The 25,195-nt window shown below is 70.3% G+C and carries 25 protein-coding genes; 13 read left to right on the top strand and 12 right to left on the bottom strand.

What is annotated here, in order from left to right; all coding sequences use genetic code 11:
• Positions 1-128: 128 nt before the first annotated feature.
• Entirely contained in the window at positions 129-701 is a 573-nt protein-coding gene (locus IMZ11_RS11320; RefSeq protein ID WP_228640425.1) for a TIGR03086 family metal-binding protein, read from the bottom strand.
• A 207-nt stretch (positions 702-908) separates the two neighbouring features.
• On the opposite strand from IMZ11_RS11320, the gene IMZ11_RS11315 reads away from it, so the two are divergent.
• The 3 genes from IMZ11_RS11315 to IMZ11_RS11305 all read left to right on the top strand — a co-directional run bounded on the left by IMZ11_RS11315 (position 909) and on the right by IMZ11_RS11305 (position 3,489).
• A complete protein-coding gene (locus IMZ11_RS11315; RefSeq protein WP_228640423.1) occupies positions 909-1,397 on the top strand; it encodes a MarR family winged helix-turn-helix transcriptional regulator in 489 nt (162 codons plus the stop codon).
• Positions 1,398-1,473: 76 nt separating this feature from the next.
• Positions 1,474-2,946: a DHA2 family efflux MFS transporter permease subunit gene (locus IMZ11_RS11310; protein WP_228640420.1), complete on the top strand. Its 1,473-nt coding sequence runs from the start codon at positions 1,474-1,476 to the stop codon at positions 2,944-2,946.
• A gap of 54 nt (positions 2,947-3,000) precedes the next feature.
• A complete protein-coding gene (locus IMZ11_RS11305) occupies positions 3,001-3,489 on the top strand; it encodes a pyridoxamine 5'-phosphate oxidase family protein (RefSeq protein WP_228640418.1) in 489 nt (162 codons plus the stop codon).
• Positions 3,490-3,562: 73 nt separating this feature from the next.
• Here the strand turns inward: IMZ11_RS11305 and IMZ11_RS11300 are convergent, their stop codons facing one another.
• The 4 genes from IMZ11_RS11300 to IMZ11_RS11290 all read right to left on the bottom strand — a co-directional run bounded on the left by IMZ11_RS11300 (position 3,563) and on the right by IMZ11_RS11290 (position 5,798).
• Positions 3,563-4,450, bottom strand: coding sequence for a hypothetical protein (locus IMZ11_RS11300; RefSeq protein WP_228640416.1), 888 nt, complete (start codon positions 4,448-4,450; stop codon positions 3,563-3,565).
• On the bottom strand, positions 4,447-4,731 hold the full coding sequence (locus IMZ11_RS11295; protein ID WP_228640413.1) for a pyridoxamine 5'-phosphate oxidase family protein: 285 nt from the start codon (positions 4,729-4,731) through the stop codon (positions 4,447-4,449). The genes IMZ11_RS11300 and IMZ11_RS11295 overlap by 4 nt, the downstream gene beginning before the upstream one ends.
• 74 nt (positions 4,732-4,805) lie before the next feature.
• Positions 4,806-5,132, bottom strand: coding sequence for a winged helix-turn-helix domain-containing protein (locus IMZ11_RS46675; protein WP_374462258.1), 327 nt, complete (start codon positions 5,130-5,132; stop codon positions 4,806-4,808).
• Positions 5,133-5,228: 96 nt separating this feature from the next.
• Complete coding sequence (locus tag IMZ11_RS11290) at positions 5,229-5,798, bottom strand: helix-turn-helix domain-containing protein (protein ID WP_228640410.1); 570 nt, start codon at positions 5,796-5,798, stop codon at positions 5,229-5,231.
• Between the two features lie 134 nt (positions 5,799-5,932).
• On the opposite strand from IMZ11_RS11290, the gene IMZ11_RS11285 reads away from it, so the two are divergent.
• Positions 5,933-6,844 carry an alpha/beta fold hydrolase gene (locus tag IMZ11_RS11285; protein WP_228640408.1) on the top strand — a complete coding sequence of 304 codons (912 nt, stop codon included), beginning with the start codon at positions 5,933-5,935 and terminating at the stop codon, positions 6,842-6,844.
• Positions 6,845-6,963: 119 nt separating this feature from the next.
• Here the strand turns inward: IMZ11_RS11285 and IMZ11_RS11280 are convergent, their stop codons facing one another.
• Positions 6,964-7,608 carry a TetR family transcriptional regulator gene (locus IMZ11_RS11280; protein ID WP_308066778.1) on the bottom strand — a complete coding sequence of 215 codons (645 nt, stop codon included), beginning with the start codon at positions 7,606-7,608 and terminating at the stop codon, positions 6,964-6,966.
• 147 nt (positions 7,609-7,755) lie between these two features.
• Between IMZ11_RS11280 and IMZ11_RS11275 the strand changes: the two genes are divergently transcribed.
• Positions 7,756-9,192, top strand: a complete 1,437-nt coding sequence (locus IMZ11_RS11275; protein ID WP_308066777.1) for an MFS transporter — start codon at positions 7,756-7,758, stop codon at positions 9,190-9,192.
• A gap of 233 nt (positions 9,193-9,425) precedes the next feature.
• On the opposite strand, the gene IMZ11_RS11270 is transcribed toward IMZ11_RS11275, so the two are convergent.
• The gene (locus tag IMZ11_RS11270) at positions 9,426-10,697 is read right to left on the bottom strand and encodes an Ig-like domain-containing protein (protein WP_228640404.1); all 1,272 of its coding nucleotides are present in this window, start codon (positions 10,695-10,697) and stop codon (positions 9,426-9,428) included.
• A gap of 204 nt (positions 10,698-10,901) precedes the next feature.
• Here IMZ11_RS11270 and IMZ11_RS11265 point away from each other — a divergent pair, with 204 nt between their 5' ends.
• Entirely contained in the window at positions 10,902-11,657 is a 756-nt protein-coding gene (locus IMZ11_RS11265; RefSeq protein WP_228640402.1) for a helix-turn-helix transcriptional regulator, read from the top strand.
• Between the two features lie 47 nt (positions 11,658-11,704).
• Here IMZ11_RS11265 and IMZ11_RS11260 read toward each other — a convergent pair whose 3' ends face one another.
• The 3 genes from IMZ11_RS11260 to IMZ11_RS11250 are packed head-to-tail and all read right to left on the bottom strand — an operon-like array spanning position 11,705 to position 16,335.
• Positions 11,705-13,933 (bottom strand): ATP-dependent RecD-like DNA helicase, encoded by a 2,229-nt coding sequence (locus IMZ11_RS11260; RefSeq protein WP_374462257.1) that lies wholly within the window; start codon positions 13,931-13,933, stop codon positions 11,705-11,707.
• A 58-nt stretch (positions 13,934-13,991) separates the two neighbouring features.
• Complete coding sequence (locus tag IMZ11_RS11255; protein ID WP_228640398.1) at positions 13,992-15,248, bottom strand: acyltransferase; 1,257 nt, start codon at positions 15,246-15,248, stop codon at positions 13,992-13,994.
• Entirely contained in the window at positions 15,238-16,335 is a 1,098-nt protein-coding gene (locus IMZ11_RS11250; protein ID WP_228640395.1) for an alpha/beta hydrolase, read from the bottom strand. The genes IMZ11_RS11255 and IMZ11_RS11250 overlap by 11 nt, the downstream gene beginning before the upstream one ends.
• Positions 16,336-16,432: 97 nt before the next feature.
• Here IMZ11_RS11250 and IMZ11_RS11245 point away from each other — a divergent pair, with 97 nt between their 5' ends.
• Both IMZ11_RS11245 and IMZ11_RS11240 read left to right on the top strand, forming a co-directional pair.
• Complete coding sequence (locus IMZ11_RS11245; protein ID WP_228640393.1) at positions 16,433-17,668, top strand: sensor histidine kinase; 1,236 nt, start codon at positions 16,433-16,435, stop codon at positions 17,666-17,668.
• On the top strand, positions 17,665-18,321 hold the full coding sequence (locus tag IMZ11_RS11240; RefSeq protein ID WP_228640391.1) for a response regulator transcription factor: 657 nt from the start codon (positions 17,665-17,667) through the stop codon (positions 18,319-18,321). Before IMZ11_RS11245 ends, IMZ11_RS11240 begins: the two co-directional genes overlap by 4 nt.
• 162 nt (positions 18,322-18,483) lie before the next feature.
• Here the strand turns inward: IMZ11_RS11240 and IMZ11_RS11235 are convergent, their stop codons facing one another.
• Complete coding sequence (locus IMZ11_RS11235) at positions 18,484-19,380, bottom strand: LLM class F420-dependent oxidoreductase (protein ID WP_228640389.1); 897 nt, start codon at positions 19,378-19,380, stop codon at positions 18,484-18,486.
• Between the two features lie 99 nt (positions 19,381-19,479).
• On the opposite strand from IMZ11_RS11235, the gene IMZ11_RS11230 reads away from it, so the two are divergent.
• From IMZ11_RS11230 to IMZ11_RS11220, 3 genes are all read left to right on the top strand, one after another.
• Positions 19,480-19,812 carry a helix-turn-helix transcriptional regulator gene (locus IMZ11_RS11230; protein ID WP_228640387.1) on the top strand — a complete coding sequence of 111 codons (333 nt, stop codon included), beginning with the start codon at positions 19,480-19,482 and terminating at the stop codon, positions 19,810-19,812.
• Positions 19,813-19,981: 169 nt separating this feature from the next.
• Positions 19,982-21,328, top strand: a complete 1,347-nt coding sequence (locus IMZ11_RS11225; protein ID WP_228640385.1) for a serine hydrolase — start codon at positions 19,982-19,984, stop codon at positions 21,326-21,328.
• A gap of 93 nt (positions 21,329-21,421) precedes the next feature.
• Positions 21,422-21,805 carry a hypothetical protein gene (locus tag IMZ11_RS11220; protein WP_228640382.1) on the top strand — a complete coding sequence of 128 codons (384 nt, stop codon included), beginning with the start codon at positions 21,422-21,424 and terminating at the stop codon, positions 21,803-21,805.
• A gap of 929 nt (positions 21,806-22,734) precedes the next feature.
• Here the strand turns inward: IMZ11_RS11220 and IMZ11_RS11215 are convergent.
• On the bottom strand, positions 22,735-23,055 hold the full coding sequence (locus tag IMZ11_RS11215) for a helix-turn-helix domain-containing protein (RefSeq protein ID WP_228640380.1): 321 nt from the start codon (positions 23,053-23,055) through the stop codon (positions 22,735-22,737).
• Positions 23,056-23,214: 159 nt separating this feature from the next.
• Between IMZ11_RS11215 and IMZ11_RS11210 the strand changes: the two genes are divergently transcribed.
• Together IMZ11_RS11210 and IMZ11_RS11205 are read left to right on the top strand one after the other, a co-directional pair.
• Positions 23,215-23,847 (top strand): NAD(P)-dependent oxidoreductase, encoded by a 633-nt coding sequence (locus tag IMZ11_RS11210; protein WP_228640378.1) that lies wholly within the window; start codon positions 23,215-23,217, stop codon positions 23,845-23,847.
• Between the two features lie 282 nt (positions 23,848-24,129).
• Positions 24,130-25,155, top strand: a complete 1,026-nt coding sequence (locus tag IMZ11_RS11205) for a tyrosine-type recombinase/integrase (protein ID WP_228640376.1) — start codon at positions 24,130-24,132, stop codon at positions 25,153-25,155.
• The last annotated feature ends 40 nt before the right edge of the window (positions 25,156-25,195 follow it).

Raw genomic sequence — 25,195 nt, 5'->3', positions numbered from 1 at the left:
CCGCGTGGACCGTAGCTTCAGAGCGGACGGCGCGTTGAACTGCGGTCACGTCCACGGAGGTGGTGTACGAGTAGCCACCGCGCTGCCCTGCGGTCGGTACGACCGACACCGGCTTCCGGCCCTGCTCTTCACCGCCCCGGCCAGAACGGGTCCCGGCCGATGAGACCCAGCAGTTTGGTCTGGGGGTCCGCATCGCCGGGTACCTCGACCCGGGCGCCGAACTGGCCAGAGGAGCGGAGAACGTGCTCCATCTGCTCCATCTGAGCGAGGAGCCGAGCACAGAAGCCGGGGTCCAGCCGGTCGTCCTGGCCGGTAGCTCTGGAGAGATCCCAGGTGTGCATGAACACGTCAGCGGTGTAGAACTGGTCGATCGCGGTCTCCAGAGGCAGGCTGCCGATGTGTGGGTTGGTGAGTTCCCGGTGTGCCGTCTCCGGATCGTCCAGCACCGCCTGCGCACCGTCGCACAGTACCTGCCACGCGGCGACCGGATTCTCGTCCACCGACGGCCCGCAGGGCAGTTCGATGCCGGCACCGGAGGCAAGAAACCCGGGGAACCATTCGGTCAGGTGACGCACGACGTCGCGGGCGGTCCAGCCGTCGACCGGGGATGGCGCGTCCCAGGACCGGGTACCGCGGACTCGTTCGGTGAACAGCCCGGCAACCTGCCGGTGTCGCTCGGCCGGGTGGTCAGACAGTGTCATCGGTGAGCATCCTTTCCAGCTTCGCGTAACCCTCGTCGACACCGACTTCCATACCACCGCGCAGCCACGCATCGCGACTTTTGAAGCTGTCGACCAGCGACTGCGTCCGCAGCCGAGGTCCACGTCGCCGCGATCAACGAATGACCCTGGCCGGTGACGTCTATTACTGGATAATCCGCCACGGACCAAATCGTTATGCTGGTGGGCATGACTGCGATGGCGCCCACCCGTACCGAACCGGACCTGTCCTTCCTGCTGGACCGCACCGGCCACGTCCTGCGGACGCGGATGTCGGCGGCACTCGCCGAGATCGGGCTCACGGCGCGCATGCACTGCGTGCTGGTCCACGCCCTGGAGGAGGAGCGCACCCAGATCCAGCTCGCCGAGATCGGCGACATGGACAAGACCACGATGGTCGTGACGGTCGACGCCCTGGAGGAGGCCGGCCTCGCCGAGCGCCGCCCCTCCAGCACGGACCGGCGCGCCCGGATCATCGCGGTCACCGAGGAGGGCGCGCGCGCGGCGAAGCGGAGCCAGGAGATCGTCGACCGGGTGCACGCCGAGGCGCTGGCGGCGCTTCCCGGCGATGAGCGCGAGGTCTTCCTGCGCGCGCTGAACCGCCTGGTCACCGGCCACCTGGCCGACCCCGTCGAAAGCCCCCAGCAGGTACGGCGAGCGCGCCAGCGAGGCAAATAGACCCGATGTAGATAGTCTGCAACAAAACTATCCGCTATGGTCTCTCTTGTTGTCTCATTCGACAGGAGGGACCTCCATGTCCACTGCCTCGGCGCCTTCCGCGCCCCGGTCGCGGCGGCTCGCTCTCGGGGTGATCGCCACGGGTACGTTGATGACCATCCTCGACGGCAGCATCGTGACCGTGGCGATGCCGGCCATCCAGGGTGATCTCGGCTTCTCCCCCGCCGGTCTCAGCTGGATCGTCAACGCCTACCTGATCGCGTTCGGCAGCCTGTTGCTGCTGGCGGGACGGCTCGGCGACCTGATCGGCCGCAAGCGCGTGTTCCTGGCCGGAACCGCGGTGTTCACCGCGGCCTCGCTGCTGGCGGGGGCGGCCACCACCCCCACCGTGCTGATCGCGGCCCGGTTCCTGCAAGGGGCGGGCAGCGCGATGGCCTCCGCGGTCGGCCTCGGCATTCTGGTGACGCTCTTCACCGAACCGAGGGAGCGCGCCAAGGCCATCGCCGTGTTCAGCTTCACCGGCGCCGCCGGCGCCTCGATCGGCCAGGTGCTCGGCGGCGTGCTCACCGACGCCCTGGACTGGCACTGGATCTTCTTCATCAACCTGCCGATCGGGCTCGCGGCGCTCGCGGTCGCCGTACCCGTACTCCCCGCGGACCGCGGGATCGGCCTCGCCGCCGGAGCCGACGTCGTCGGCGCCTTCCTGGTCACCGCCGGTCTGATGGTGGGCATCTACACGGTCGTCAAGGTCGAGGAGCACGGCTGGGTCTCGGCGCCCACCCTCGGCACGGGCGCCCTCGCCGCCGTCCTGCTCGCCATGTTCCTCGTCCGCCAGGCCACCGCGAGGTCCCCGCTCATGCCGCTGCGGATCTTCCGGTCGCGCAGCGTCTCGGCGGCCAACCTGGTCCAGGTCCTGATGGTCGCCGCGCTGTTCTCGTTCCAGATCCTCGTCGCCCTCTACCTGCAGAAGGTGCTCGGGTACGGCGCGACCGGGACGGGGCTCGCGATGCTCCCGGCGGCGGTGATGATCGGCACGGTGTCGCTGGGCGTCTCCGCCCGGCTCAACGCCCGCTTCGGCGAGCGGAACGTCCTCCTGGCGGGACTGGTGCTGCTGATCGGAGTCCTCGGGCTGCTCGCCCGCGTCCCCGTGCACGCGAACTACCTCACCGACCTCCTCCCGGTGATGCTGCTCGCGGCCGGTTTCGGACTCGCCCTCCCGGCGCTGACGACCCTGGCGATGTCCGGTGCGGCGGACGACGACGCCGGGCTCGCCTCGGGACTGTTCAACACCACCCAGCAGATCGGCATGGCCGTGGGCGTGGCGGTGTTGTCCACGCTGGCGGCCTCCCGTACGGACGGCCTGCTCGCGGGTGGCGCCAGCCAGGCCGCCGCGCTGACCGGCGGCTACCACCTGGCCTTCACCGTCGGTGCCGGACTGCTCGTCGCCGCCTTCCTCGTCGCCTTCGCCGTACTGCGTCAGCCCGCTCGGCGGCCCGCCCCCACGCCGGAGTCGGGGAAAGACGCGTCGGCCCGCTCCACGGTCGCCTGACCTCCTCCACCACCACAGAAGGGCCATCTCATGAACGCGACCGAGGACGCGACTGTGACGGACGAGGTAGAGCACAAGCCGGGCGCCGGACCCGCGCCCCGGGTTCTCACACCGGACGAACTGTCCCGGCTGTTGCGCGAGCAGCGGTTCGGAGTGCTGGCGAGCGTCAGGAGCAGCGGCCACCCGCATCTGTCCACCGTCGTCTACCACTGGAATCCCGAGGAGCGCGTGGTGCGGATCTCCTCCACGGCCGACCGCCTCAAGGTGCGCCAGTTGCGACGCGATCCCCATGCCGCGCTGCACGTGAACGGCCCGGATGTCTGGTCCTTCGCCGTCGCCGAGGGTGAGGCCGAGATATCCGAGGTGACGACCGTGCCCGGTGACGCGGTCGGGCGGGAACTGCTCGCCCTGACCCCTGGGTTCGAGGATCCCGCGCACGAGGCGGCGTTCCTCGAGCAGCTGGTCGCGGACCGGCGCGTGGTGATCAGGATCCGGGCGTCCCGCCTGTACGGAACGGCTCTGGACATCGCCGCTGAAGCCTGACCATGGCGGCGATGTCGCCCACCCACGTGCGAGGGGTGGCCGTGGCACGGCGCGCCGCGTCGACGCCTACGGGTCAGATCCTGCCGTTCCGCCGGAGGATGTCGACGGCGCGGACGGTGATGTGACCGCGCCAGTCCAGGGCGCCCGCAGGCGAGATCGTGGCGTAGTCGACGATCCAGCCGCCATCGTCCTGTCGCAGGGCGGCCAGGCGGTCGAGATCGGCGGAGATCGTCTCAGGGGCGAAAAGGTCCCGGGCCGGCCGGTCGGGGTAAGGGGCGAAGTCGAGCGGATACAGCCTCTCCTCCTCGGTGCCGCCCTCGACGCGTACCCGGCCGTCGGCGGGAAGGTGCTTGGCGAGGCGCCGCAGGAGATCGGCTGCCTCAGGGCGGCTGTCGTGCACCGCGTCCAGGAACCGCACCGCGAAGGCCAGCACGTGGGCGGAAGGTGCCCGGTCGATCGCCTCGATCGTGCTCAGGCAGTAGCGGGTGGCCCGCTCCAGCCAGGGGTGAGCGGCCACGGCCGGATCGTGGGCGGCGACACGCCAGGCGGCGGCCGCCGTCACCGCGGTGATCTGCAGCGCCGACACCGCGGGGTCGGCGCCCTTCCACCAGGGGGCCGTGCCCGCGGCCACAGTCAGGGGCAGCGCGAACGGCAGGCCCCTATCGGGCAAGGACACGGACTCCAGCCAGTCGCACAACGCCGCGGCCTGCGGGGCGGTGGCCGGCGCGATGTCCTCGAATACCTCGAAGGCGTGCAGCGCGGCCCCGGGCTGGCTCTCCGGGGAACGGAGATCGGGCTCCAGCCCCCAGCCGTAGCCGCCACCGGGGTTGCGGTAGCCGTCCAAGGCGGCCAGTACGGCGGCGGAGTCCGTTCGGCCCATCACCACCTCGAAACGGCGGCGGTCCAGGACACGCGCATGCTCGGCCATGAACGCGGCTACCGCGGAAAGGTCTATGTTCATGGGTTCATCCTGCTGGGGGGCTCGGATCGGTGTCTTGTCGAAATCGGCCATCGCCGGGCACCGCGCCGGATACCGCCCCGGCGGTGTGCGGTGACCGATCCAGCAACTCGACCTGTTCGACCCCGACCACACTCGATCAGGGTGGCGCGGCCTTCGACGGTGACGAAGGCGAAGGGCGGATGATCGTCGTCCACGCAGATCGACACACGCGGGTCCCTGGCCAGGTCGCGGCCCTTGACGCTGTCGGCGTCGGTGTTGAACAGCAGATCGTCGCCATCCATGACGAACCATTCGTGCGGGCATCGATTTGTCGACGCACCGGTTCGGCAGGGAGGACCGGCGGCTCCCAGACCAGTCATGGTCGCGGTGAGGCCGCGTCCAGGAGAGCACATCCAGCTTCGGTGAGCTCGTGCGTGGCCGTGCGACCGGCCCGGCTGGTGTCGATCAACCCGGCGTCTCGCAGGATCGTCAGGTGTTCGCTGGCCGTGGGGACGGTGACGCTCACCAGCCTGGCCACAACGGTCGTCTGCAGCGGGGTGGTGAGCGCGCCCAGGATCCTCGATCGAGTCGTTCCCAGAAGCCGGTCAAGGGATCTCGGAGTGGGAGGTGCCGCCCAGAGGTACCGCCCGGATGCCGGGTAATAGATCGCCGGAGTCCAGTGGTCTGAGGTGGTGCACTGCACCCGGTCGGTGATGAACAGCGACGGAATGAGAATGAGTCCCTCGGGGCAGTCGACGTCGCCGCCTTCGCACGCAGATCGACCTTTCAGTGCGTGGACTCAGGGGTGGTCGTCGGCCTGCTGGCCGGCCCTGCGCCGCGGTGGTTCCTCCGTCGGGAAAAGGATCATGCTCAGGAGGTGGGGGTTGCGGTCGGGCGCGGGTTTGTTGCCCGCCCTGGAGGCTAGGACGCCGCGCAGCTCGTCGATCATCTCGGCGAGCTCGCCCGGGGTGAGCCAGATGGTGCCCTGCCGGTAGCCGACGGAGTCGGCGGTCGGGTCGGCCCCGTCCCGGTCGAGGTAGGCGTTGAACTCGGCGTGCAGGGCGGCCATGGCCGCGGCGAATCCGTGACGGTGCTCATCCAGGGACATCGACGCGGCCATGTCGGCGTCGATCCCCGCACGCTCGCGGCGTAGCCGGTAGTGGCGTTCGACGGCGCCGTGCACGCGCTGCTCGTCGACGACTTCCAGCACTCCCGCCTCGGCCAGCAGGCCGACGTGTCGGTACACCGTGGTCTTGGGAACGTCGGGCACTCCGGCGCACAGGTCGGACGTGGTGCGGGTGCGACCGCCGGACATGGCGTGCACGATGCGCAGCCGGACCGGGTGCAGGAGCAGATCAAGAGTGTCCACGCATCTATGATCCCATATCTGGTACCGTTCCTAAAATTGGAAAAGCACGTGTTGACGGCGTGGCCATGGGTGGCAGTCCCGAAAGGTGCGCCCTCGTCTCCGCCAAGTGGGCACCGACAGTGAGGGAGTCAGTGATGCAACGTCAAACGGCCGAGGCGACGCCGCCAGTTGGACGGCACTACCAGGTCAGGGATCGGAGACTGTTCCTCCACCAGTCCGGGAGCGGGAGCCCGGCGGTGGTGTTCCTGCCCGGGGCCGGCTCATCCGGAATGGACGGCTTCACCGTTCAGCAGAGGGCCGCTGAACTCACCACGAGCGTGCTCTACGACCGGGCCGGAACGGGATGGAGTGACCGGGCCGAGCTGCCACGCACCTCCACCCAAGTCACCGATGAGCTGCGCGAGCTGCTGCGGGTCGCCGGCGCGCCCGCTCCCTACCTGCTGGTCGGTCATTCTCTCGGTGGCCTCTACGCACGCCACTATGCGCAGCGTTTCCCCGACGAGGTCGCGGGGTTGGTCCTGGTGGAGCCCGAACACGAGGACTACGACTCCTACATGCCCAAGGAACTGAACGAGCTGTATCAGGCGTGGGACCCCGGCGAGGCGGTGCCTGACGAGTTGCCCGACGAAGTCATCCAGTTCTACCGCACCCTGTTCGCACGGGAGATGGCCGACTGGCCGGAAGAGATAAGGGAGCCGCTGATCGAACGTCATGTCAGCCTGGAATGGCTGAGGATCGGCGGCCAAGAGGCGGCCAACCGTTACCAACTCCATGACGAGGTACGCGACGCGGGACCGATGCCGGACGTCCCGCTGATCGTGCTCACCGCCACGGCGATCGACCCCTTCAAAGAAGCGGTCACCCAGGGCATACCCGCATCGCTCCTCCACGAGGAGGCCGAAGCCAAGACGCGGCTCTACACCGCGCTGGCCAAATCGGTTGCGCACGGCGAGAACCGCGTCATCGAGGACGCGGGACACCTCTCCGTCATATTCCGCCGTCCCGACGCCGTTCTCCAAGCGATCCACGACCTACTCGGCAGCTGATCAGGACAGCGGCTCCACGGCGGCGTCGCTTCCCGGCCCGGAGCCGCCTGGAATACCTTCGTCGCCGTCGGCATCGTCGGAGTCGGGGATGAGTTGGGCAGACGTCTCAGGGGCGAGGGTCAGCCGGTGACGGGGGCCTGCCAGAGGCCGGCGATGGCGTCGGTGAGGGTGGTGGCCAGGGCGTTCCAGGTGGGCTGGCGGACGGGGGTGTGGTCGGCGAGGGCGCGTTCGCGTTCCACGCACATGTTGACGATGAGATGGCGGGCCATGGTGAGCCGCTCGTGGCGGACTTCGGGGGGCGGGCCGGGCAGGGTCTGGGTGAGCTGGGCGATGAGCAGCCGCAGCGAGGGGGAAGTGAGGGACTCCTCCTGAGAGAGGGCGCGCAGGGCGGGGTCGGCGGCGACCTGGATGTGGAAGCGGGCGTACCAGGTGGGTGCGCCGAGTGAGTCCAGGTGCTCGGTGAAGGGCCGCACGAGACATCCGATCCAGGCGCGCACGTCGCCGGATCCGGCGGCGTCGGCGACGAGGGCGGAGCGGATGGCCTCGATGCGGTCGGCGTGCTCGCGGACGATCGCGCGGATCAGGTCGGGCTTGCCGCCGAAGTGGTAGCCGACGGCGGCGTTGTTGGCCTGCCCGGACTCCTCGCTGATCTTGCGGGTTGACACCGCGTGCACGCCGTGGACGGCGAACAGCCGCTCGGCCGTGTCGAGCATCACCTGCCGGGTGTCGGCGCCCCGCTCCGCGCGCGCGGTCCTTCCTGCCATCACCATCGGCTCCCTCTTCACGGCGTCTGATCCTGGTCCCTGCGACGGTACTGGACCGGTCGCGACAACCGAACCGCCTAAGTCGTCTGCTTTAATCCATTAAAGCAGACGCTTCAATGCGTTCAGTTGATCATGAAGGGGACCCCCGTGACACAAGCACCCGCCGAGCCCGCGGTCAAGGATCCGGACTCCCGGGCGAAGCCGGGCGTGATGGTGGCGGTTCTGGCGTTCTCCGGGATCGTCATCGCCAGCATGCAGACCCTGGTGATCCCGGTGATCCCGCAGCTGCCGACCCTGCTGGACGCCGCGCCGGCCGACACCGCGTGGGCGGTGACCGCGACCCTGCTCGCCGCCACGATCGTCACGCCGATCGTGGGCCGCCTGGCCGACATGTACGGCAAACGCAGGATGTTGCTGGGCAGCCTGGCCCTCATGGTGATCGGCTCGGTCATCGCCGCGCTGGCGACCTCGCTCGCGCCCCTGATCGCCGCCCGCGTCCTGCAGGGTCTGGCCTCGGGCGTGATCCCGCTGGGGATCAGCATCATGCGCGATGAGCTGCCCAAGGAGCGCCTGGGCGCGGCGACCGCGACGATGAGCTCCTCCCTCGGCGTCGGTGCCGCCTTCGGGATGCCCGCTGCGGCGCTGATCGCCGACAAGGCCGACTGGCACGTGCTGTTCTGGACCTCCGCCGGCCTCGGCGTGATCGCCCTGGCCCTCGTGGCCGTCGTCATTCCGGCCTCCAAGATGCACCCGGGCGGCAGGTTCGACCTGATCGGCGCGACCGGCCTGTCGGCCGCCCTGGTCTGCCTGCTGCTGGCGATCTCCAAGGGCTCGGACTGGGGCTGGAGCAGCGGCCTGGCGCTCGGCCTGTTCTCCGCCGCCGCCGTTCTCCTCGCCGCCTGGGGCGTGTTCGAGCTCCGCACCGGCGAGCCGATGGTCGACCTGCGCACCGCCGCGCGCAGGCCCGTCCTGCTGACCAACCTCGCCGCCGCCGCGTTCGGGTTCGCGATGTTCTCCATCCAGCTCGCCCTGCCCCAGCTCCTGCAGACCCCCGAGGCCACCGGATACGGGCTCGGCAAGTCCATGCTCGTCGCGGGCCTGGCCATGGCCCCGCAGGGCCTGGTCATGTTCTTCGTCGCCAAGCCCTCGGCGAAGATCTCCGCCCGCTACGGCGCGAAGGTCACCCTCCTGCTCGGCGCCCTCACCGTCGCGGTCGGCTATGTGATCGGCGTGTTCCTCATGGCCGAGATCTGGCAGCTCATCCTGGTCTCCGCCATCATCGGCGCGGGCATCGGCATGGCCTACGGCGCCATCCCCACCCTGATCATGGGCAACGTCCCGGCCTCGGAGACGGCCGCGGCCAACAGCCTCAACGTCCTCATCCGAGGGTTCGGCACCACCATCGCCAGCGCGATCGCCGGGCTCATCCTCGCCGGGGTGACCATGACCCTCGGCGGACACGAACTGCCCTCCCAGGACGCCTTCCGCATCGTGCTGGGCATCGGCGCCGCCGCCGCCCTCGTCGCCGGAGCCCTCGCCGCCCTGCTGCCCCGGCAGAAGCCCGGCGTCCACGCCCACCACTGACCGCCACCCCGCCGACAGACAGGAACCCCCGGGGCGGGCCAAGGCCCGCTCCCACCGGACGGTCGCCACCTCAAGATCAGGGAGCGGGAAGGGCCAGCACCCGGCACCCACGCCCGGGTTCTCCTCGGATGAATCGATCGGCAGCGTGCGGCTGCCCTGGAAACGGAACGGCCCTGGCCATCCCCGCTGGGGGCTGACCAGGGCCGGTGAAGCGTGGGAGTGGGTCCCCGGAACTATCCCTCGGGCTGCTCCTGGTCCTGTCCCTGGCCCTGTCCCTGGTCCTGGGACTTCAGGGCGCTGCCCTTCTTCCACTGGTTGAACGACATCTGCCAGAAGCCCCAGCCGTTGTTCCACTCGAGCGCGCGGTTGGTGCCGACGATCTTGACGACGTCTCCGCGGTGGAAGTTGTCGTAGTACCACTTGGCCTGCGTCGGGTGGGCGTTGATGCAGCCGTGGCTGACGTTCGCCCGGCCCTGGGAGCCCACCGACCACGGCGCGCTGTGCACGTACTCGCCGCTGCTGGAGATCCGCACCGCGTGGTTGACGATCTCCTTGTAGTAGCCGGGGTCGCCCTCCTTCTTCCCCGGAGAGATCATCGTGACGGGATTGCCGCGTTCCATGGTCAGGTGGACGCCGTTGGTGGTGGTGTACTCGCGCGTCGTGCCGTTGCCCGCACTGATCTTCATGGACTGCACGGTCTTGCCGTCGCGCTTGACCACCATCATGTGCGTCTTGACGTTGACGTAGCTGACCCAGGCGGCACCGATCTTGATCCTGGTGGTGTGGTCCTCGACGCCGTACGTGTCGGTGCCGGCCTTCACACCGGCGAGATGCGCGGTGAAGGTGACGGTCTGGTGGGCGGGCCAGAACTTGGCCGGCCGGTAGATCGCCAGCTTGTCGTTGATCCAGCGCCAGGCGCCGGTCACCGGCTTCTGGGCCTTCACCTCGAGGGCGGCCTCGACGGCCGCCTTGTCCCGCACCGCCTGGTTGAACGTCACCATGATCGGCATGCCGACGCCCACGGTCTCACCCTTGACGCCCGGAGTCACATCGGCGACGGCGAGTTCGACCTTCGGCTTGAGCGTGGTGAACTGGCTGGTCGCGGTCGTCGGTCCGCCGTCACCACTGGCCTTGGCCGACACCGTGTAGTTAGCGGACGGCCTCAGCGGTCGCTTGGAGACCCACTTGCTGCGCGTCTCGTCGAACTCGCCCTCGACCTGCTCCCCGTCGGACTCCAGGGTGACCTCTTCAAGCGCGCCGTTCGCCGCCGTCACGACCACGGTCTTGTCCGGGCGCACCTTCGCGCTGCCCTTGACCGGACTTATCTTGATGGTCGGCGCGGCGGCGGCGGTCGCCCCCGTGTCGTCAGAACCGGAGGTACCGGACGTCCCCCCGGCGCCCGACCCTCCCGAACAAGCGGAAAGCACGACGGCCGTCGCCGCGGCAAGCCCGGCAAGCGGCAACCTCATGCGCGTGTCAGCGGTGAACACAAACGTCTCCCCCATGATGGCAAAGTGCAACACAAGACTCTATTAGGACTAACCCCATCTGTACTCGGTCTAATGGAGAGTTAGGTCACACTTTCGTCACGCAATAGCCGGTACTTAGTGGACAGGCGGTAAAGTGCGCGTCAAACAAAATCATGATCAACGTCAGAACGGTGCGATAGTTCGGCGCTCGCCACAACGTGGCGCACCGATGATGGACGGGTGACCACCGCTCCCCGGATCGCGCTGACCCGTCTTGCCGGACTGCTCGCCGACGGCACCCGCGCCGCCTTCTGCCTCGCGCTTCTCGACGGGCGCGCGTGGACGGCCGGAGAACTGGCCAGGCATGCGGGAGTGGCCCCCTCCACGGCGAGCGAGCACCTCTCGCGACTGGTCGCCGGAGGCGTGCTGGCCGAGGAACACCAGGGACGCCACCGCTACGTACGGCTCGCCGACGTCGCGGTCGCGCAGCTGATCGAGGACATGGCCGCACATGACCCGCCCGCCGACCCACCACCCACGACCCTGCGCGCGACCGGTTCGCGCCGCGCGCTCACGTTCGCCCGCACGTGCTACGACCACATGGCAGGACGCCTCGGGGTCGCCGTCGCCGACGCGCTGACCCGCAGGGGCCTGCTCGAACGGGACGCGGGGATCGCGTTCACCGAGGCCGGGGTGGCCTGGCTGGCCGACCTGCTGGGCGAGCCGCCCGCGACGACAGGCAGGCGGCCGCTCGCCCGGCTCTGCCTCGACTGGACCGAGCGCCGCCCGCACCTGGCCGGAGCGGCGGGAGCCGCCCTCTGCCGGCACGCGCTGAACGAGGGCTGGGTGACGCGCATCGGCTCGGGACGCGCGCTCGGTATCGGGCCGGCCGGCGGTGATGCCTTCTCACGGGTGCTGGACATCGACGTCGTCGCCCTGAAGCTCACGGTGGAGGCCCCCGTGACGTCGTCGTCGGGTCGCGCCGGCACGGCCTGAACGCATCACCCGGGAAACCGCCGAGACCCACCGGGGAACGGCGCCGATCACAGAAGGCGGTGGGTCAGGCCGGTGTGCCGCCTCCCCGCCCCCTTCGTCCGTACGGCCTGTCCCAGCGCCCGGCGGGACCCCACGATGACCACGAGCTTCTTGGCCCTGGTGATCGCCGTGTAGAGCAGGTTTCGCTGCAGCATCATCCACGCGCTGGTCGCGAGGGGGATCACCACGGCGGGATACTCGCTGCCCTGGGACCGGTGGATGCTCACCGCGTACGCGTGGGCCAACTCGTCCAGCTCGTCGAAGGAGTAGTCGACGTTCTCGTCCTCGTCGGTCAGGACGGTCAGCCTGCTCTCCTCCGGCGTGATCCCGGTGACCACGCCCACGGTGCCGTTGAACACGCCCGCGGCGCCCTTGTCGTAGTTGTTCCTGAGCTGGGTGACCTTGTCGCCCACCCGGAACACCCGCCCGCCGTACCGGCGCTCGGGCATGCCCTCCCGCGCGGGGGTGAGCGCCTCCTGCAACGCGATGTTCAGCGCGCCCGCCCCGGCCGCCCCCCGATGCATGGGCGCGAGCACCTGCACGTCCCGGCGCGGGTTGAGCCCGAACTTACCGGGAATGCGGCGGGCGACGACGTCCACGGTCAACGCGGCGATTTCTTCTGGTTCTTCACAGGGGAAAAGAAAGAAGTCAGGGAATTCGCGGACCAGTGGCGATTGTCCGGTATTCACGCGATGCGCATTGACCACAACGCCCGACTGCTGCGCCTGCCGGAAGATCTGCGTGAGCCGTACCCGCGGGATGTCCGGCGCCGCGAGAAGATCGCGCAGCACCTCTCCCGCGCCGACCGAGGGCAGCTGGTCGACGTCGCCGACGAACAGCAGATGCGCGCCGGGCGCGACCGCCTTGACGAGCTTGTTGGCCAGCAGCAGGTCGAGCATCGACGCCTCGTCGACCACGACCAGATCGGCGTCCAGCGGGTTGTCCCGGTCGAAGGTGGCGTCGCCGCCCGGCCGCAACTGCAGGAGCCGGTGCACGGTGGTCGCCTCGTGGCCGGTCAGCTCCGACAGCCGCTTGGCCGCCCGGCCGGTCGGCGCGGCCAGGATGACCTTGGCGCGCTTCGCCCTGGCCAGGGTGACGATCGAACGCACGGTGAAGCTCTTGCCGCACCCGGGTCCGCCCGTCAGCACGGCCACCCGCTCGGTCAGCGCCAGCCGTACGGCCTGGGCCTGCTCGGGGGCCAGTTCGGCGCCGGTCTTGCCGTGCAGCCACTCCAGCGCGACCGGCCAGTCCACGTCCTCGAAGGCGCGCAGGCGGTTTCCCGAGGTGGCCAGCAGGCCGCGCAACGTTCCGGCGAGCGACGCCTCGGCCCGATGGAACGGCACCAGGTAGATCGCGGGAACCGTGCCCTCGGCCGCGGGGATCTCCTCCCGGACGACGCTCGCCTCGCGGGAGTCGTCGGCGGTCAGCTCCTCCAGACAGGTCGTGACGAGCTCGGCGGGAACGTCGAGGATCTTGACGGCGTCGGAGACCAGGTTGGGGGCGGGCAGGTAGCAGTGGCCGTCGTCGGCCCCCTGCGACAGGGTGTAGCGCAGGCCGGCCTTCACCCGTTCCGGGCTGTCATGGGGAATGCCGACCGCCTGCGCGATCGTGTCGGCCGTCTTGAAGCCGATGCCCCACACGTCGTCGGCGAGCCGGTAGGGCTCCTTTCTGACCACGTCGATCGAAGTGTCGCCGTACTGCTTGAAGATGCGCACCGCGATCGAGGTGGAGACCCCGACCCCCTGCAGGAAGATCATCACCTCTTTGATGATCTTCTGTTCCTCCCAGGCGGCGCCGATCATCTTGGTGCGCTTGGGCCCGAGTCCGGGCACCTCCACCAGGCGGCCGGGCTCCTCCTCGATCACCCGCAGGGTGTCGGTGCCGAAGTGGTCCACGATCCGCTCGGCCATCTTCGGGCCGATCCCCTTGATCAACCCGGATCCGAGGTAGCGCTGGATGCCCTGGACGGTCGCGGGCAGCACCGTGGTGTACGACCACACTTCGAACTGCCTGCCGTACCGGGGGTGGGAGGTCCACCGGCCGGTGAGCCGCAGCGACTCGCCCACCTGCGCACCGAGCAGCGGGCCCACCACGGTGAGCAGCTCGTTTCCCGAGCGCTCTGTCGCCACTCGGGCGATCGTGTAGCCGGTCTCCTCGTTGGCGTACGTCACGCGTTCAAGTACGGCTTCGAGGACCGCGCCCGGAGGGTTGCCGGGAGGGTTCGTCATGGCTGGCATTCTCCCGCAGTCACAGCTCCAGGCCGTACCGGGCGCCATGGGAGCGGCCCTGACGGGGCTATGCCGGTTGGCGAGCGCGTGACGGCTCGGCGGGCGGACGCTCGTGTACGGTCCCGGGGCGGCCGCGCTTCTCGGGCCGGCCCCGCTCGTGGATGTGGAACGCGGCCACGCAGATCAGAAGGGCCAGCGCGAACGCCGGCAGCCACGCCAGTCGGGCGAGGACCCAGCCGGGCCCGTCCGGGACGGTGTGCAGGCCAGGGAGTGGCCCGCCAGTGATCATGCCGATCGCGGTGACCGCGATCATGGCGGTCTGGTGCCAGAGGAAGATGGTCATCGCGGACAGGTTGACCAGCGCCACGGTCGCCCAGACGGCGGGGCGGCGCAGTGCCCGCCGCAGCGGCCCCAGAAGTAGGAGAGCCGCCCCGCATTGGGCGAGTCCGAAGGTGACGGCCGCCAGCGTGGGCGGGTCGAGGTTGGAGACGGCGGCGCCGGGCACGCCGACCATGGCCACCGGGTAGCCCGCCCACAGGATGAGTGCGGCGGTGGCGGCGACTCCGCCGAGCAGCAACGTCCATCCGGTCGTTCGCCCGCACAGGCGCTCTCGGGCCCAGGCCCCACCCAGGCTGTACGGCACCAGCCACCCCGCCGCCACGTTGACCGAGCCGAGCGTGTCGAGGCCGTCCAGGCCGTACCGGGCCGAGCAGTACCGGGCCAGATCGACGAGCGCGACGATGGCGAACGGCCACAGCGGATGCAGCCGGGCGATCAGTGGGGTGGCCGCCGTCAGCACCGCCAGGACCAGCAGGAACCACAGCGGGGAGTACACCAGCTTGACCAGCGTGCGCACGGTCTGCGGGTCGGCTCCTGAGGCGAGCATCGCGACCGCTGTCACGATCCACACCACCAGCACCGCGGTGACCGGCCGGGACAGCCGGGCCATCCGCCGAACCAGCCACCGACGGTAGGTCGTGCCGCGCGCGCGGGCCGTGGCGTGGCTTCTCGCGCCCGTCTGCCCGCACACCAGGAAGAAGATCGCCAGCGTCTGGAACAGCCAGGAGGCGGGGGCGAGCTGGGGCATGTACCGGAGCGGGCTGGCCGCCCGCACGGTGCCGCTGTCGAGGATCAGGGCGGTCACCAGCCAGTGGCCGAGCACCACACCGAGAACGGCCAGGGCGCGCAGCGCGTCGACCGCGCGGTCACGTCCTGGCGGGGTCGCCGCGGCGATCCGCTGGGCGAGGTCGCGCGGGATGGAGATGCGCCTGATCAGGTCGCGCGGAGTCGCCGTGTCGCTCCGCTGGACGAGGTCACGCCCCACGTCCCGCCTCCGACGGTGCCTGCCCGGACACGATCCGGGCGATGTTCTCCAAGGCCACAGAACCGCCCTTCAGGTAGTCGCTGTGCCCACCGACGCCCGCCGCGAACACCCGGGCCCCGAACTCCGGCGACACGGGGTCGGCCCCGAACCCGACAGTGACGAAGGGAAGACGCAACCAGGCGTGCGGCACATCCCTGATCCAGTCGGCGGTGCCTCGCCCCGCCCAGACGGTCGCCCGGGTGCGCAACGCGGCGACGTCGTCGACGCCGACGCCGGCGCTGCCGTACAGGACGATGTCGGCGACGTCCAGCCCGGACGCGGCCCGGGCGCAGACCACGCTGCCGTAGGAGTGGCACAGCAGGGAGATCCGCGCGGCGGGCTGGGCCGCGCTCAGCTCCCGTATGAAAGTGCGCAGGTCAGGGGCCGCCTCCTCGGCCCGGCCGGAGGTCAGCGCCGCGAGGCTCACGGTGCCCGGAGTCCGGTAGCCGAGCCAGGCGATGACGGCCGACCCGCCGCCGAGCTTGTGCAGCAGTCGCAGCGAGCCGCCCCGCAGATATCCGTACTTGTCGAGATCGGTGTCGGAGCCGGGAACCAGCACGGCGATCCGCTCGGCTCCGGTCAGGTCGCCGAACACCTCGGCCGCGCGGCCGCCGTCACGGCCGTCGAAGAACAGGAACCGCCGCGCCGGGTCCGCCATGGCGCGCAGCATCGCGGCCCGCCACCGGTGACCACCGCCGGACGCCGTCCGCTCGGCCGCCCGGATGGCGCCACCGCTGGCGGCGTACCGCGCGGCCAGCACCGCGGGGGTCGCCGCCCGCAGCGGGACGGAAGCGGCGGAGGCGGCGGGCACGGGCGCGGGGACCGCCGAAGAGCGGGCCGCGCCCGACACCGGCACCGCCACCGAGACGGTGACAAGCGCGGCGAGCAGGGTCCGGCGCAGGCGGCTCCCACGCGGGTGGGGAGCCACAGTGCACGGTTGTTCCGTTCCGGATGTCTGCCGCGCTTCGGGTGTCGCGTTGTCAGGGCCGGAGCGGCCGGTGATGTGTCCGGGGTGCTCCGGCCGGGCCGGTTCGTTGACGTCGATCACCTGACCGACGGTGCCGCAGGCCGGGTCCCCGCCACATCGGACCGCCGGTCGCATTCGCGGGCGCACAGATAGACCGTGGGCGTACACCCGTGGGCTGATGTCCGGATTGGTACTGCCTCGCTCCGATCTGCGCATGTACGCCACGCCCCCGCTTCCCCTGCTGAAGCGCGTCCCGCCCGGCGCCTGGACGGCCCTGGCGTGGTACGCGGGCCTGGCGTTCACCTTCCTCATACGCGTCAGGTTGCCCGGTGAGGCGGAGTCCGCCGTACTGGCCGGGGTCCTGATCTTTCGGTGGGACGGTTTGACGACCCTGGCGGTGGCCACCGCTCTGGCCTTGGCCGGCAGCGCCTGTCTGCGCAGCCGGCCGCTCCCGGCTCTGGCTCTGGTGCTGGCCGCTTCCGCCATCGCGCCCGTCCCCCTGGGTGTGGGAGAGATCCCCATGGCCCAGTTCCTGGCGGCCGACGTCGCGCTCTACTTCATCGCGGCCACCCGCCCGCGCCGGACCGGGATCGTCGCCGTCGCCATGGCGCTCGCCGTACTCGCCGGCTATCTCACCACGCGGCTGTTCTTCGGCTGGGTCATCGGCACCTCTGCGGAGCTGGCGGTGGCCATGACGGCCGTCATCGCGTGGCTGGTCGGCAATTCGGTGCGCCAGTCGCGAGAGCACGCCGACACCCTGAGCGCCCAGGCCACGGCCCGGGCGATCGCCGACGAACGACTCCGGATCGCACGCGAGCTGCACGATATGGTCGCGCACAGCATCGGCGTCATCGCCCTCCAGGCCGGTGCGGCACGGCGGGTCATCGAAACCCAGCCGGTACGCGCCCGCGACGCCCTGGGCGAGATCGAGACGGTCGGCCGAGAGACGTTGTCGGGTCTGCGCCGGATGGTCGGCGCGCTCCGTCAGGCCGAAACGGAACAGGCACCACAGCCGCTCCACCCGAGACCCGGCCTGGCGGATGTCGACCGGCTGGCCGAGACGACCACGGACGCCGGTGTCCACGTCGACGTGCGATGGCAGGGCGAACTGCGTCCGCTCCCTCCGGAGATCGACGTGTCCGCCTACCGCATCATCCAGGAGGCGGTCACCAACGTGGTGCGCCATGCCGGCACCCACGCCTGCCAGGTGTCCGTCGACTATGGGGACGACGAGGTCTCCATCGAGGTCCTCGACGACGGGAACGGCCGCGGCGGCGCCATGGCCGGCGGCTACGGCCTCGTCGGGATGCGCGAGCGGGTCGGCATGCTGCGCGGGGAGTTCTCCGCCGCGCCGCGCCCCGAGGGCGGCTTCCGGGTGGCGGCCCGGCTTCCCCTACCGGCGGGAGTGGGATGACCGTCCGCGTCGTGCTCGCCGACGACCAGCCTCTGGTCCGTGCCGCGCTGCGGATGGTCATCGCGGACGCCCCCGACCTCGAACTCGTCGGGGAGGCCGGAACCGGCTCGGAGGCGGTCCGTCTGGCCGAGGACGTCCACCCCGATGTCGTGGTGATGGACATCCGCATGCCAGGCATGGACGGCATCGACGCCACCCGGCTGATCACCGTGGGACCCGCCACGGCTCATGTCGTCGTGCTGACCACCTTCGACGACGATGACTACGTCTACGGCGCGTTGCGGGCCGGCGCATCCGGGTTTCTCGTCAAGGACATGGCACTGGACGACATCCTCGCGGCGATCCGCGTCGTCGCCGCCGGTGACGCCCTGATCGCGCCGAGCGTCACCCGCCGCCTGATCGAGGAGTTCGCCGCCCGCCCCGCGCCCTCCCCCACGCCGCGCACGCTCGAAGGGATCACCGAACGGGAACGCGAGGTGCTGACCCTCGTCGGACGCGGCATGTCCAACACCGAGATCGCCGCGGACCTGGTCATCAGCGTCGCCACCGTCAAGGCGTACATGTCACGACTGCTCACCAAGCTGGACGCCCGCGACCGTGTCCAGCTCGTCATCATCGCCTACGAGGCGGGCCTGGTGTCAGCGTCTCGGTGACGCGAGGCGACCCGTCACCGCCCGGCGGTGACCCCCTGTGGAGGTGGATCGCACCCGCGCTCACCCCGCTCGGGGCCGCGTACGAACGGGGAGTCACGCCAAGGCGAACGCCGCGGGGTCCCTCGGCGTGACGTCCGTCCCGAGCTCGCCGACGCCGCCTTCTCAGAGCGAGAGCAGGGCCGGTGCGAGCTCCCTCAGATGGTCCAGGGGAAGCCTGCCGCCGGGCGCGAGCGGCTGGATGGCGACGTGATCGGCCCCCGCGTCCACGTGGGCCGTCACGCGCTCCCGGATGGCGTCGACGTCTCCCCAGGCCACGATCGCGTCCACGAGCCGGTCGCTGCCGCCGTCCGCGAGGTCGTCGTCGTCGAAACCGAAGGTGCGCAGGTTGTTCGCGTAGTTCGGCAGCGCCAGGTAGGGCGCCATGTGCTCGCGGGCGTACTCCCGGGCCGTGTCGGGATCGCGTTCGAGTACGACGGCCTGCTCGGGCGCGAGGATCGGGCCGGGCCCGAGCACCTCGCGCGCCCGCTCGGTGTGCTCGACGGGCACGAAGTACGGATGGGCGCCGTCGGCGTTGTCGCGGGCCAGCTCCAGCATCCTCGGGCGGAGCGCGGCGAGCAGGCGCGGCGCCGGATGCGTGGGCGCAACCGCGTCGTAGCCCGCCTGGTCCATCGCGTCGAGGTACGTGGCCATCGCCGCCACCGGCCGCCGGTAGTCGTGACCGCGCGACTGGACGAGCGGGGCGTGGCTGACGCCGATGCCGAGCACGAACCGGCCGGGGAACGCCTCGGCCAGCGTGTCGGCGCCGGAGGCCATCGCCGTCGCGTCACGGGCCCAGATGTTCGCTATCCCGGTGCCGATCGTGATCTTCTGGCTGGAGCAGAGCAGGATCGCCGCGTTGGTGAAGGCCTCCTTGGTCGTCGAACCCTCGCCGAACCACAGCGTCCCGTAACCGAGCGCCTCCATCTCCGCGACGGCGACCCTGGCGGAGTCCGCCGATATGCGACCGATCGCCGCGTGCCACACACCCACCCTGCCGAGCCGGGTCCGCTTCGCGTCCATCCACGCCTCCTAGAATGTTCGATCGAGATGGAACAGTACACAGATGTTCGACGTACATCGAACAGTGGGGGTCCGGCGCGAGGCCGTTCCCTCACCCACGTGCATCCCCAGGAGACGACCCTGCAGTCCGCTCTCCACGCCCTGGCCGATCCGGTTCGCCGACTGATCCTCAGGCAGGTCGCGGAATCCCCTGACTGGACCAGGGCCTGCGGCACCTTCGACATCCCGGTGAGCAAGTCGACGCTCAGCCACCACTTCGCGGTACTCAGGGAGGCGGGGCTGCTCGAACAGCGCGACGAGGGCACCCGAAGGACCAACCGGCTACGGGCGGCGGAGTTCGACGCGCGGTTCCCCGGGTTGCTCGACCTGGTCCTGTCCGAGGACGGCGAGACGGCGAAGGATCGCGCGGAGGACGGCGAGCGGGCGAGATGACGGCAGACGCGTGACGGCAGATGGGGGTGGCGACGGGGGGCGAAGGCGGGTGGAGCGAGGACGGCGCAGGTGAGGACGGCAGCGGGCGGCAGAGGACGGCGACGGGGAGACGCGGGTTTCCCGCCGATGCCGCCCGGGTCTGTCGGGTCTCGCCGCTAGCCTTGGTCCCATGTCGAAGGTCGAGGAACGTACCGCTCGCGCGCTGCTGCACAGGCTCGCGGTCGAGCAGGCGGAGTCACGAGTGCCGTCACTGGCCGCCGCACTGGTCCGGAGGGGCGAGGTCGCCTGGTTCGGTTTCCGGGGAAGGGTCGACGGGGAGCCGCCCACTCCTGCCACGCAGTACCGCATCGGTTCGATCACCAAGAGCATGGTCGCGGTCGCCGTCATGCGATTGCGCGACGAGGGAGCGCTCGACCTCCTCGACCCGCTCGCCAAGCACGTGCCCGGCACCCCCGCCGGTGACGTGACGATCGCCCAGTTGCTCTCCCACACGGCCGGGCTGACCGCGGAGCCGCCCGGGGCCTGGTGGGAGCGCACCCCCGGAGCCCCGGCCGACGAGTTGATCGCGGGTCTCGGCCCGGAGATCGCCCGGCATCGTCCCGGCCGCCGTTACCACTACTCCAACCTCGGCTTCGGCCTGCTCGGCGAGCTGCTCGCCCGCAAGCGCTCCATGCCCTGGACGCAAGTCGTGCGCGAGGAGGTGCTCGAACCACTCGGCATGCGCGACACCACGCCGCGTCCGCGCGCTCCGCACGCCTCCGGGTACGCGGTGCACCCGTGGGCCGACGTGCTGCTGCCCGAGCCGGAGCACGACCACGGCGCCATGGCCGCGGCGGGGCAGTTCTGGTCCACTCCGGCGGATCTCGCCCGGTGGGCGGCCTTCGTCGGCGGCCACACGGGGGACGTACTGCGCCCGGCGACCCTCGCCGAGATGCGCGAGCCCGCGACCGTGGACGACGGAGACGCCTGGCTCGGCGGATACGGCCTGGGAATCCAGCTCTCCAGGCACAACGGCCGCCGCCTGGCTGGGCACGGCGGGTCGATGCCCGGCTTCCTGGCCACCGTGTGGGCGGATCCGGCCGATGACGTGGGCGTCCTGTTCATGGCCAACACGACCTCCGGGGTGCGGGCGTCACTTCCCAAGGACCTGCTGGACATCCTCGCCGCGCATGAGCCGCCGCTGCCCGCCGAGTGGGTTCCCGGCTCGGCGGACGAGGACCTGCTCGCGCTCACCGGCCCGTGGTACTGGGGCCCGAGCGCCTACCTCCTGCGGGTGCTGCCCAAGCGGGGGCTCTCGCTCACCCCGGCCGGCGGGCAGGGCCGTGCCTCCCGGTTCGTCGCCCAGCCGGACGGCACCTGGCTCGGCCTCGACGGTTACTACGCGGGAGAGGTTCTGCGGGTCGTCCGCTCGCCCGAAGGTGTGCATCTGGATCTCAACACCTTCATCTTCACGCGGGAGCCCTACGCCCCCTCGGGGCCGGTCCCCGGCGGCGTGGACAAGGATGGATGGCAGTAACGCTTCGCGGTTTTGTCGTGACGCAGCGTGCACGATATGGTGCTCCAGCCGGGAGGACATCCTCCCAATCCCCATCCCCCATGGAGACGACCGATGAAGAGTCTGGAAGAGCGGGTGGCCGCCGTCGAGGACGCGGTGGTGCGCGCGCAATACACGGCGGACGCCGCGAACCTCGCGGTCAGCGGCATCTGGCGCGAGATGACGGACTTCCGCCGGGAGACCGTACGGCGCTTCGACGCGGTCGACCTTCGCCTCGACGCGGTGGACGCCCGGTTCGACACGGTCGATGAGCGGTTCGACGCCGTGGACGCCCGGTTCCAGGCGGTCGATGAGCGGTTCAAGTCCGTGGACGAGCGCTTCGACGGCGTCGACCGGCGTTTCGACGCCATGGATGTCCGGCTCGACCGCCTCGAGGGCAACCAGAAGGCGTCCTCCGCGATGCTGCAACTGATCCTGGACGAGGTGCGCAAGCGCTGAGTCGCCCGAGTCCGGCCATCGTCGGCCGCGGTGACCGGACTCTCGGACGTGCTCTCCGGCCTGAGGGCCAGGGATTCAGCCCGTGCCGCGTACTCGCGCGGCACCTCTGCGGCATTCTCCTTCACCGGGCCGCGCCACTGCCACGCCGGGCGTCGATGCCGGTACCGGCTCCGAGGGCTCGCCGGCCGCGCGGTGGCCCGGTCGGCGCCGTCCGAGGCGCCCCGGAAGCGCTGCCCCATCAGGTCATAGGCGTTCTGCGCCTCGATGCCCGGCATGGAGCCGGTATCGGGTGGAGGATCGCCGGCGGTGGTCGAGGCGAACGCGACAGCGCCGAAGATCGCCAGCCAGACGATGGTGACGTACCAGCGTCGCCGGAAGGCCATACGGCCGAGTCGATAAAGGAAAGAAGCCACGGGACGGAGGTCTCCAGGTGTTGAGAGAGGTACCTCGCAAGGCTGTCGGCCGCCGGCCTGTCCCGTCGTCATGCGGTTGCTGGCACTTGGCCTACTGAAATCGCAGTACCCGCGTCGTGCGGGAACCGCTGCGATGAACCGCCCACCGCACCGGTCGCCACCGAGGCATGATGGGGTGCTGGTAAGAAACGTGCCATGAGCCCCAAACGGCGTTGATCTTGTCGTGACGTGCCTGGTCAATGCTGGGCGGTCATGAAACACCCCCCCGCGATGCACATCGACGATCTGGTCGAGCACTGGACGATCCTGGACGAAGAGCGCGACCTGATCGCCGGAAAGCGCGACGCCACTTGGCTTGGCTTCGGCCTTTAGCTCGTCACCGTTCGGTGGGCCGGGGCGTTCCTGGAGGATTCCGACGCGCCGGCCTCGGTCGTCGACTTCGTGGCCGAGCAGCTCGGCATCGTGGATCCGTTGCGTGAGGAGGTACACCGAGCGGACCAAGACGCGCTTCGACCATCAGCGGGAGATCCGGTGGTCGTAGGTTTCACGTGCCTTGAGCAGTTGGGGAAGATGGTTCTGTGCCCAGACCCGGCAGGCCGCGATCGGTTCGAGCAGCGTGCGGCCCAGCGGTGTCAGCTCGTACTCGACCCGGGGTGGGATCTCCAGGTAGGCGGTGCGGGTGATCAGCCCGTCGCGTTCGAGCGCGCGCAGTGTCTCGGTGAGCACCTTCGGCGTGATCCCGCGGAGCGGGGTGCGGATTTCAGTGAACCGGCGAGGGCCGTGCTCAAGGCAGATGAGGACCATCGCTGACCATTTCTCGCCGATTCGGATCGGCATGACGCTGGATGGGCAGGCTGGGTCGAACATCTCAGGGTCGAGTGGCACAGTCACTATCCTGACGCTAAGTCAGTACCGTTGAAGTAACAAGTACCTCGCGGATACCGTTTCGGAGCAGCGGCGGGTGACCTTGACCGCCGGAGAGAACGGAGTATCCAGATGAGCAAGATCGTTATTGCCGGTGCCGGTGGCAGGGCCGGCCGAGCGGCGGTTGCCGAGGCTCGCATGCGCGGCCACCAGGTCACCGCGGTGGTCCGTGATCCGGCCAAGTACGGCGACCTGGCGGCCGATGAGGTGGCGATCGTGGCGGGTGATGTCACGGACGTGGACAGCGTCGCCGCGGTCGCCGCCGGCCACGATGCGGCGATCAGCGCCGTCTATGACGCCGAAGCGTCGCCCGACAGCTTCTATGTTGGCGCGGCCACGGCCTTGCTGGACGGATTGTCCCGTGCCGGAGTCGGCCGGTTGCTGGTGGTCGGTCTTGGCACCCTCCTGGAGACCGAACCAGGGGTGCGGCTCATGGACACGGACGAATTCCCGCCCGAGTATCGGCCGTTCTCCGAGGGCCATGCCGCGGGACTGCAGGTTCTGCGCTCCACCGCCGGCAGCCTCGATTGGGTGTACGCCAGCCCCACCGGAAATTTCGACCACGACGGCCCGCGAGTCGGCCACTACCGGACCGGTGGCCCTGCGGGCACCGGCCTCATTTCCTACGCCGACTTCGCCATCGCCCTGCTCGACGAGATCGACACCCCCAAGCACCACCGCACCCAGATTGCTTTTACCAACTGATCCCACGGGCAAATCGGCGACCGATCGACGACTCAGCGGTGGCGGCACCCAGACCGGACCTACCACGTCGAGCGAACAAGCGATGAGTCAGGTCACTTCAGGAAACAACCCTTCCGTGAAGTAACCTGGCTCCATGCCGTCCTCCACCCCAGCTCGGCCCCGCTCTGCCCGGGCCCGGATGGCGCCGAAATCACTTCACGAAAGGTAGTCGGGCTCCCCGAGCGCCTCGATCCGGCCGACGACAGCCTGCCGGTATGGACGGAGCGCTACCTCGATCTGGCCGTGCGCGGGGTCCGCTCGGCGGAGGTCACCGCCAAGATCTCCCGGCATCTGCGGCGCTTCGGCGCCTGGATCACCGGCGGCCTCGGGCACGACCGGCTCTCGGCCGTCACCGTACGCGAGGTGAGCGCCTGGCGCGACCACCTGGCCGCCGCCGGCAACCGCGGCCGCGACGGCACGCCCGCGCCAATGGCGCCGACGACCGTCAACAACCATCTCGCGCACCTGTCGGCGCTGTTCACCTGGATCACCACGCACGCCCCCGCCGGCCTGCTGCGCCACGGCGACCCCACCAAGAAGGGCGCCCCGCTGCCGCTGCCCGCCCCGCAGCCGCGCGCGCTGGCCGCCGCCCAGGTGCGCACCGTCAAGAACGTGGTGGACCAGATCGAGACCTTCCACGAGCTCAAGGGCCGCCGCCACCGCGGCGGCGCCACGGCTCGGGTGCACGCCCATGCCCGCCCGCTGCGTGACCGGGCGATCATCTACCTGCTGTTCGGCACCGGGCTGCGCCGCGCCGAGCTGGTGGGCCTGGACCTGGACCAGCTGGAGCCGGCCGACCCCGAGCGGCTGCGTCAGGCCAAGAAGGCGCGCCTGACCGGCGTACGCGGCAAGGGCCGCACCAGCCGCACCGTCTTCCTCGGCCGCGACGCCCGCCAGGCACTGGCCGACTACCTCTCCCAGGAGCGGCCCGGCGACGCCGCCGCCAGCACCGGCCCGGCCGCGCTGCTGCTGTCGGCCGCTTCCATCGCAGCCCGCCGCCCCGACGGCCGCCTGTCACCCCGCTCGATCAACACCGTCGTCGGCGAGATCGGCCGCCTGCACGACGCCCAGACCAACGACCCCGACCGCAAACTCGGCGCCCTGCGCCCGCACGACGCCCGCCACACCTTCGCCTTCCGGCTCTCCCAAGCCTCCGGCCACAACCGCGCCGAACTCGAGCGCCGCCTCGGCCACGCCAACGACCGTTACCTGCGTCTGTACACCAACCCGCCCGACGACATCGCCGCCGGCTATATCGAGGATCTCTGACCTGGCGCCTCCGCGCGGACGCGCGCGTTACGGTGGCGGC

Origin of the sequence: Microtetraspora sp. AC03309 (assembly GCF_020826795.1) — a bacterium.
In the GTDB taxonomy this organism is placed as follows: Bacteria; Actinomycetota; Actinomycetes; order Streptosporangiales; family Streptosporangiaceae; genus Microtetraspora; species Microtetraspora glauca.
This window is presented reverse-complemented; position numbering and strand designations above follow the sequence as displayed.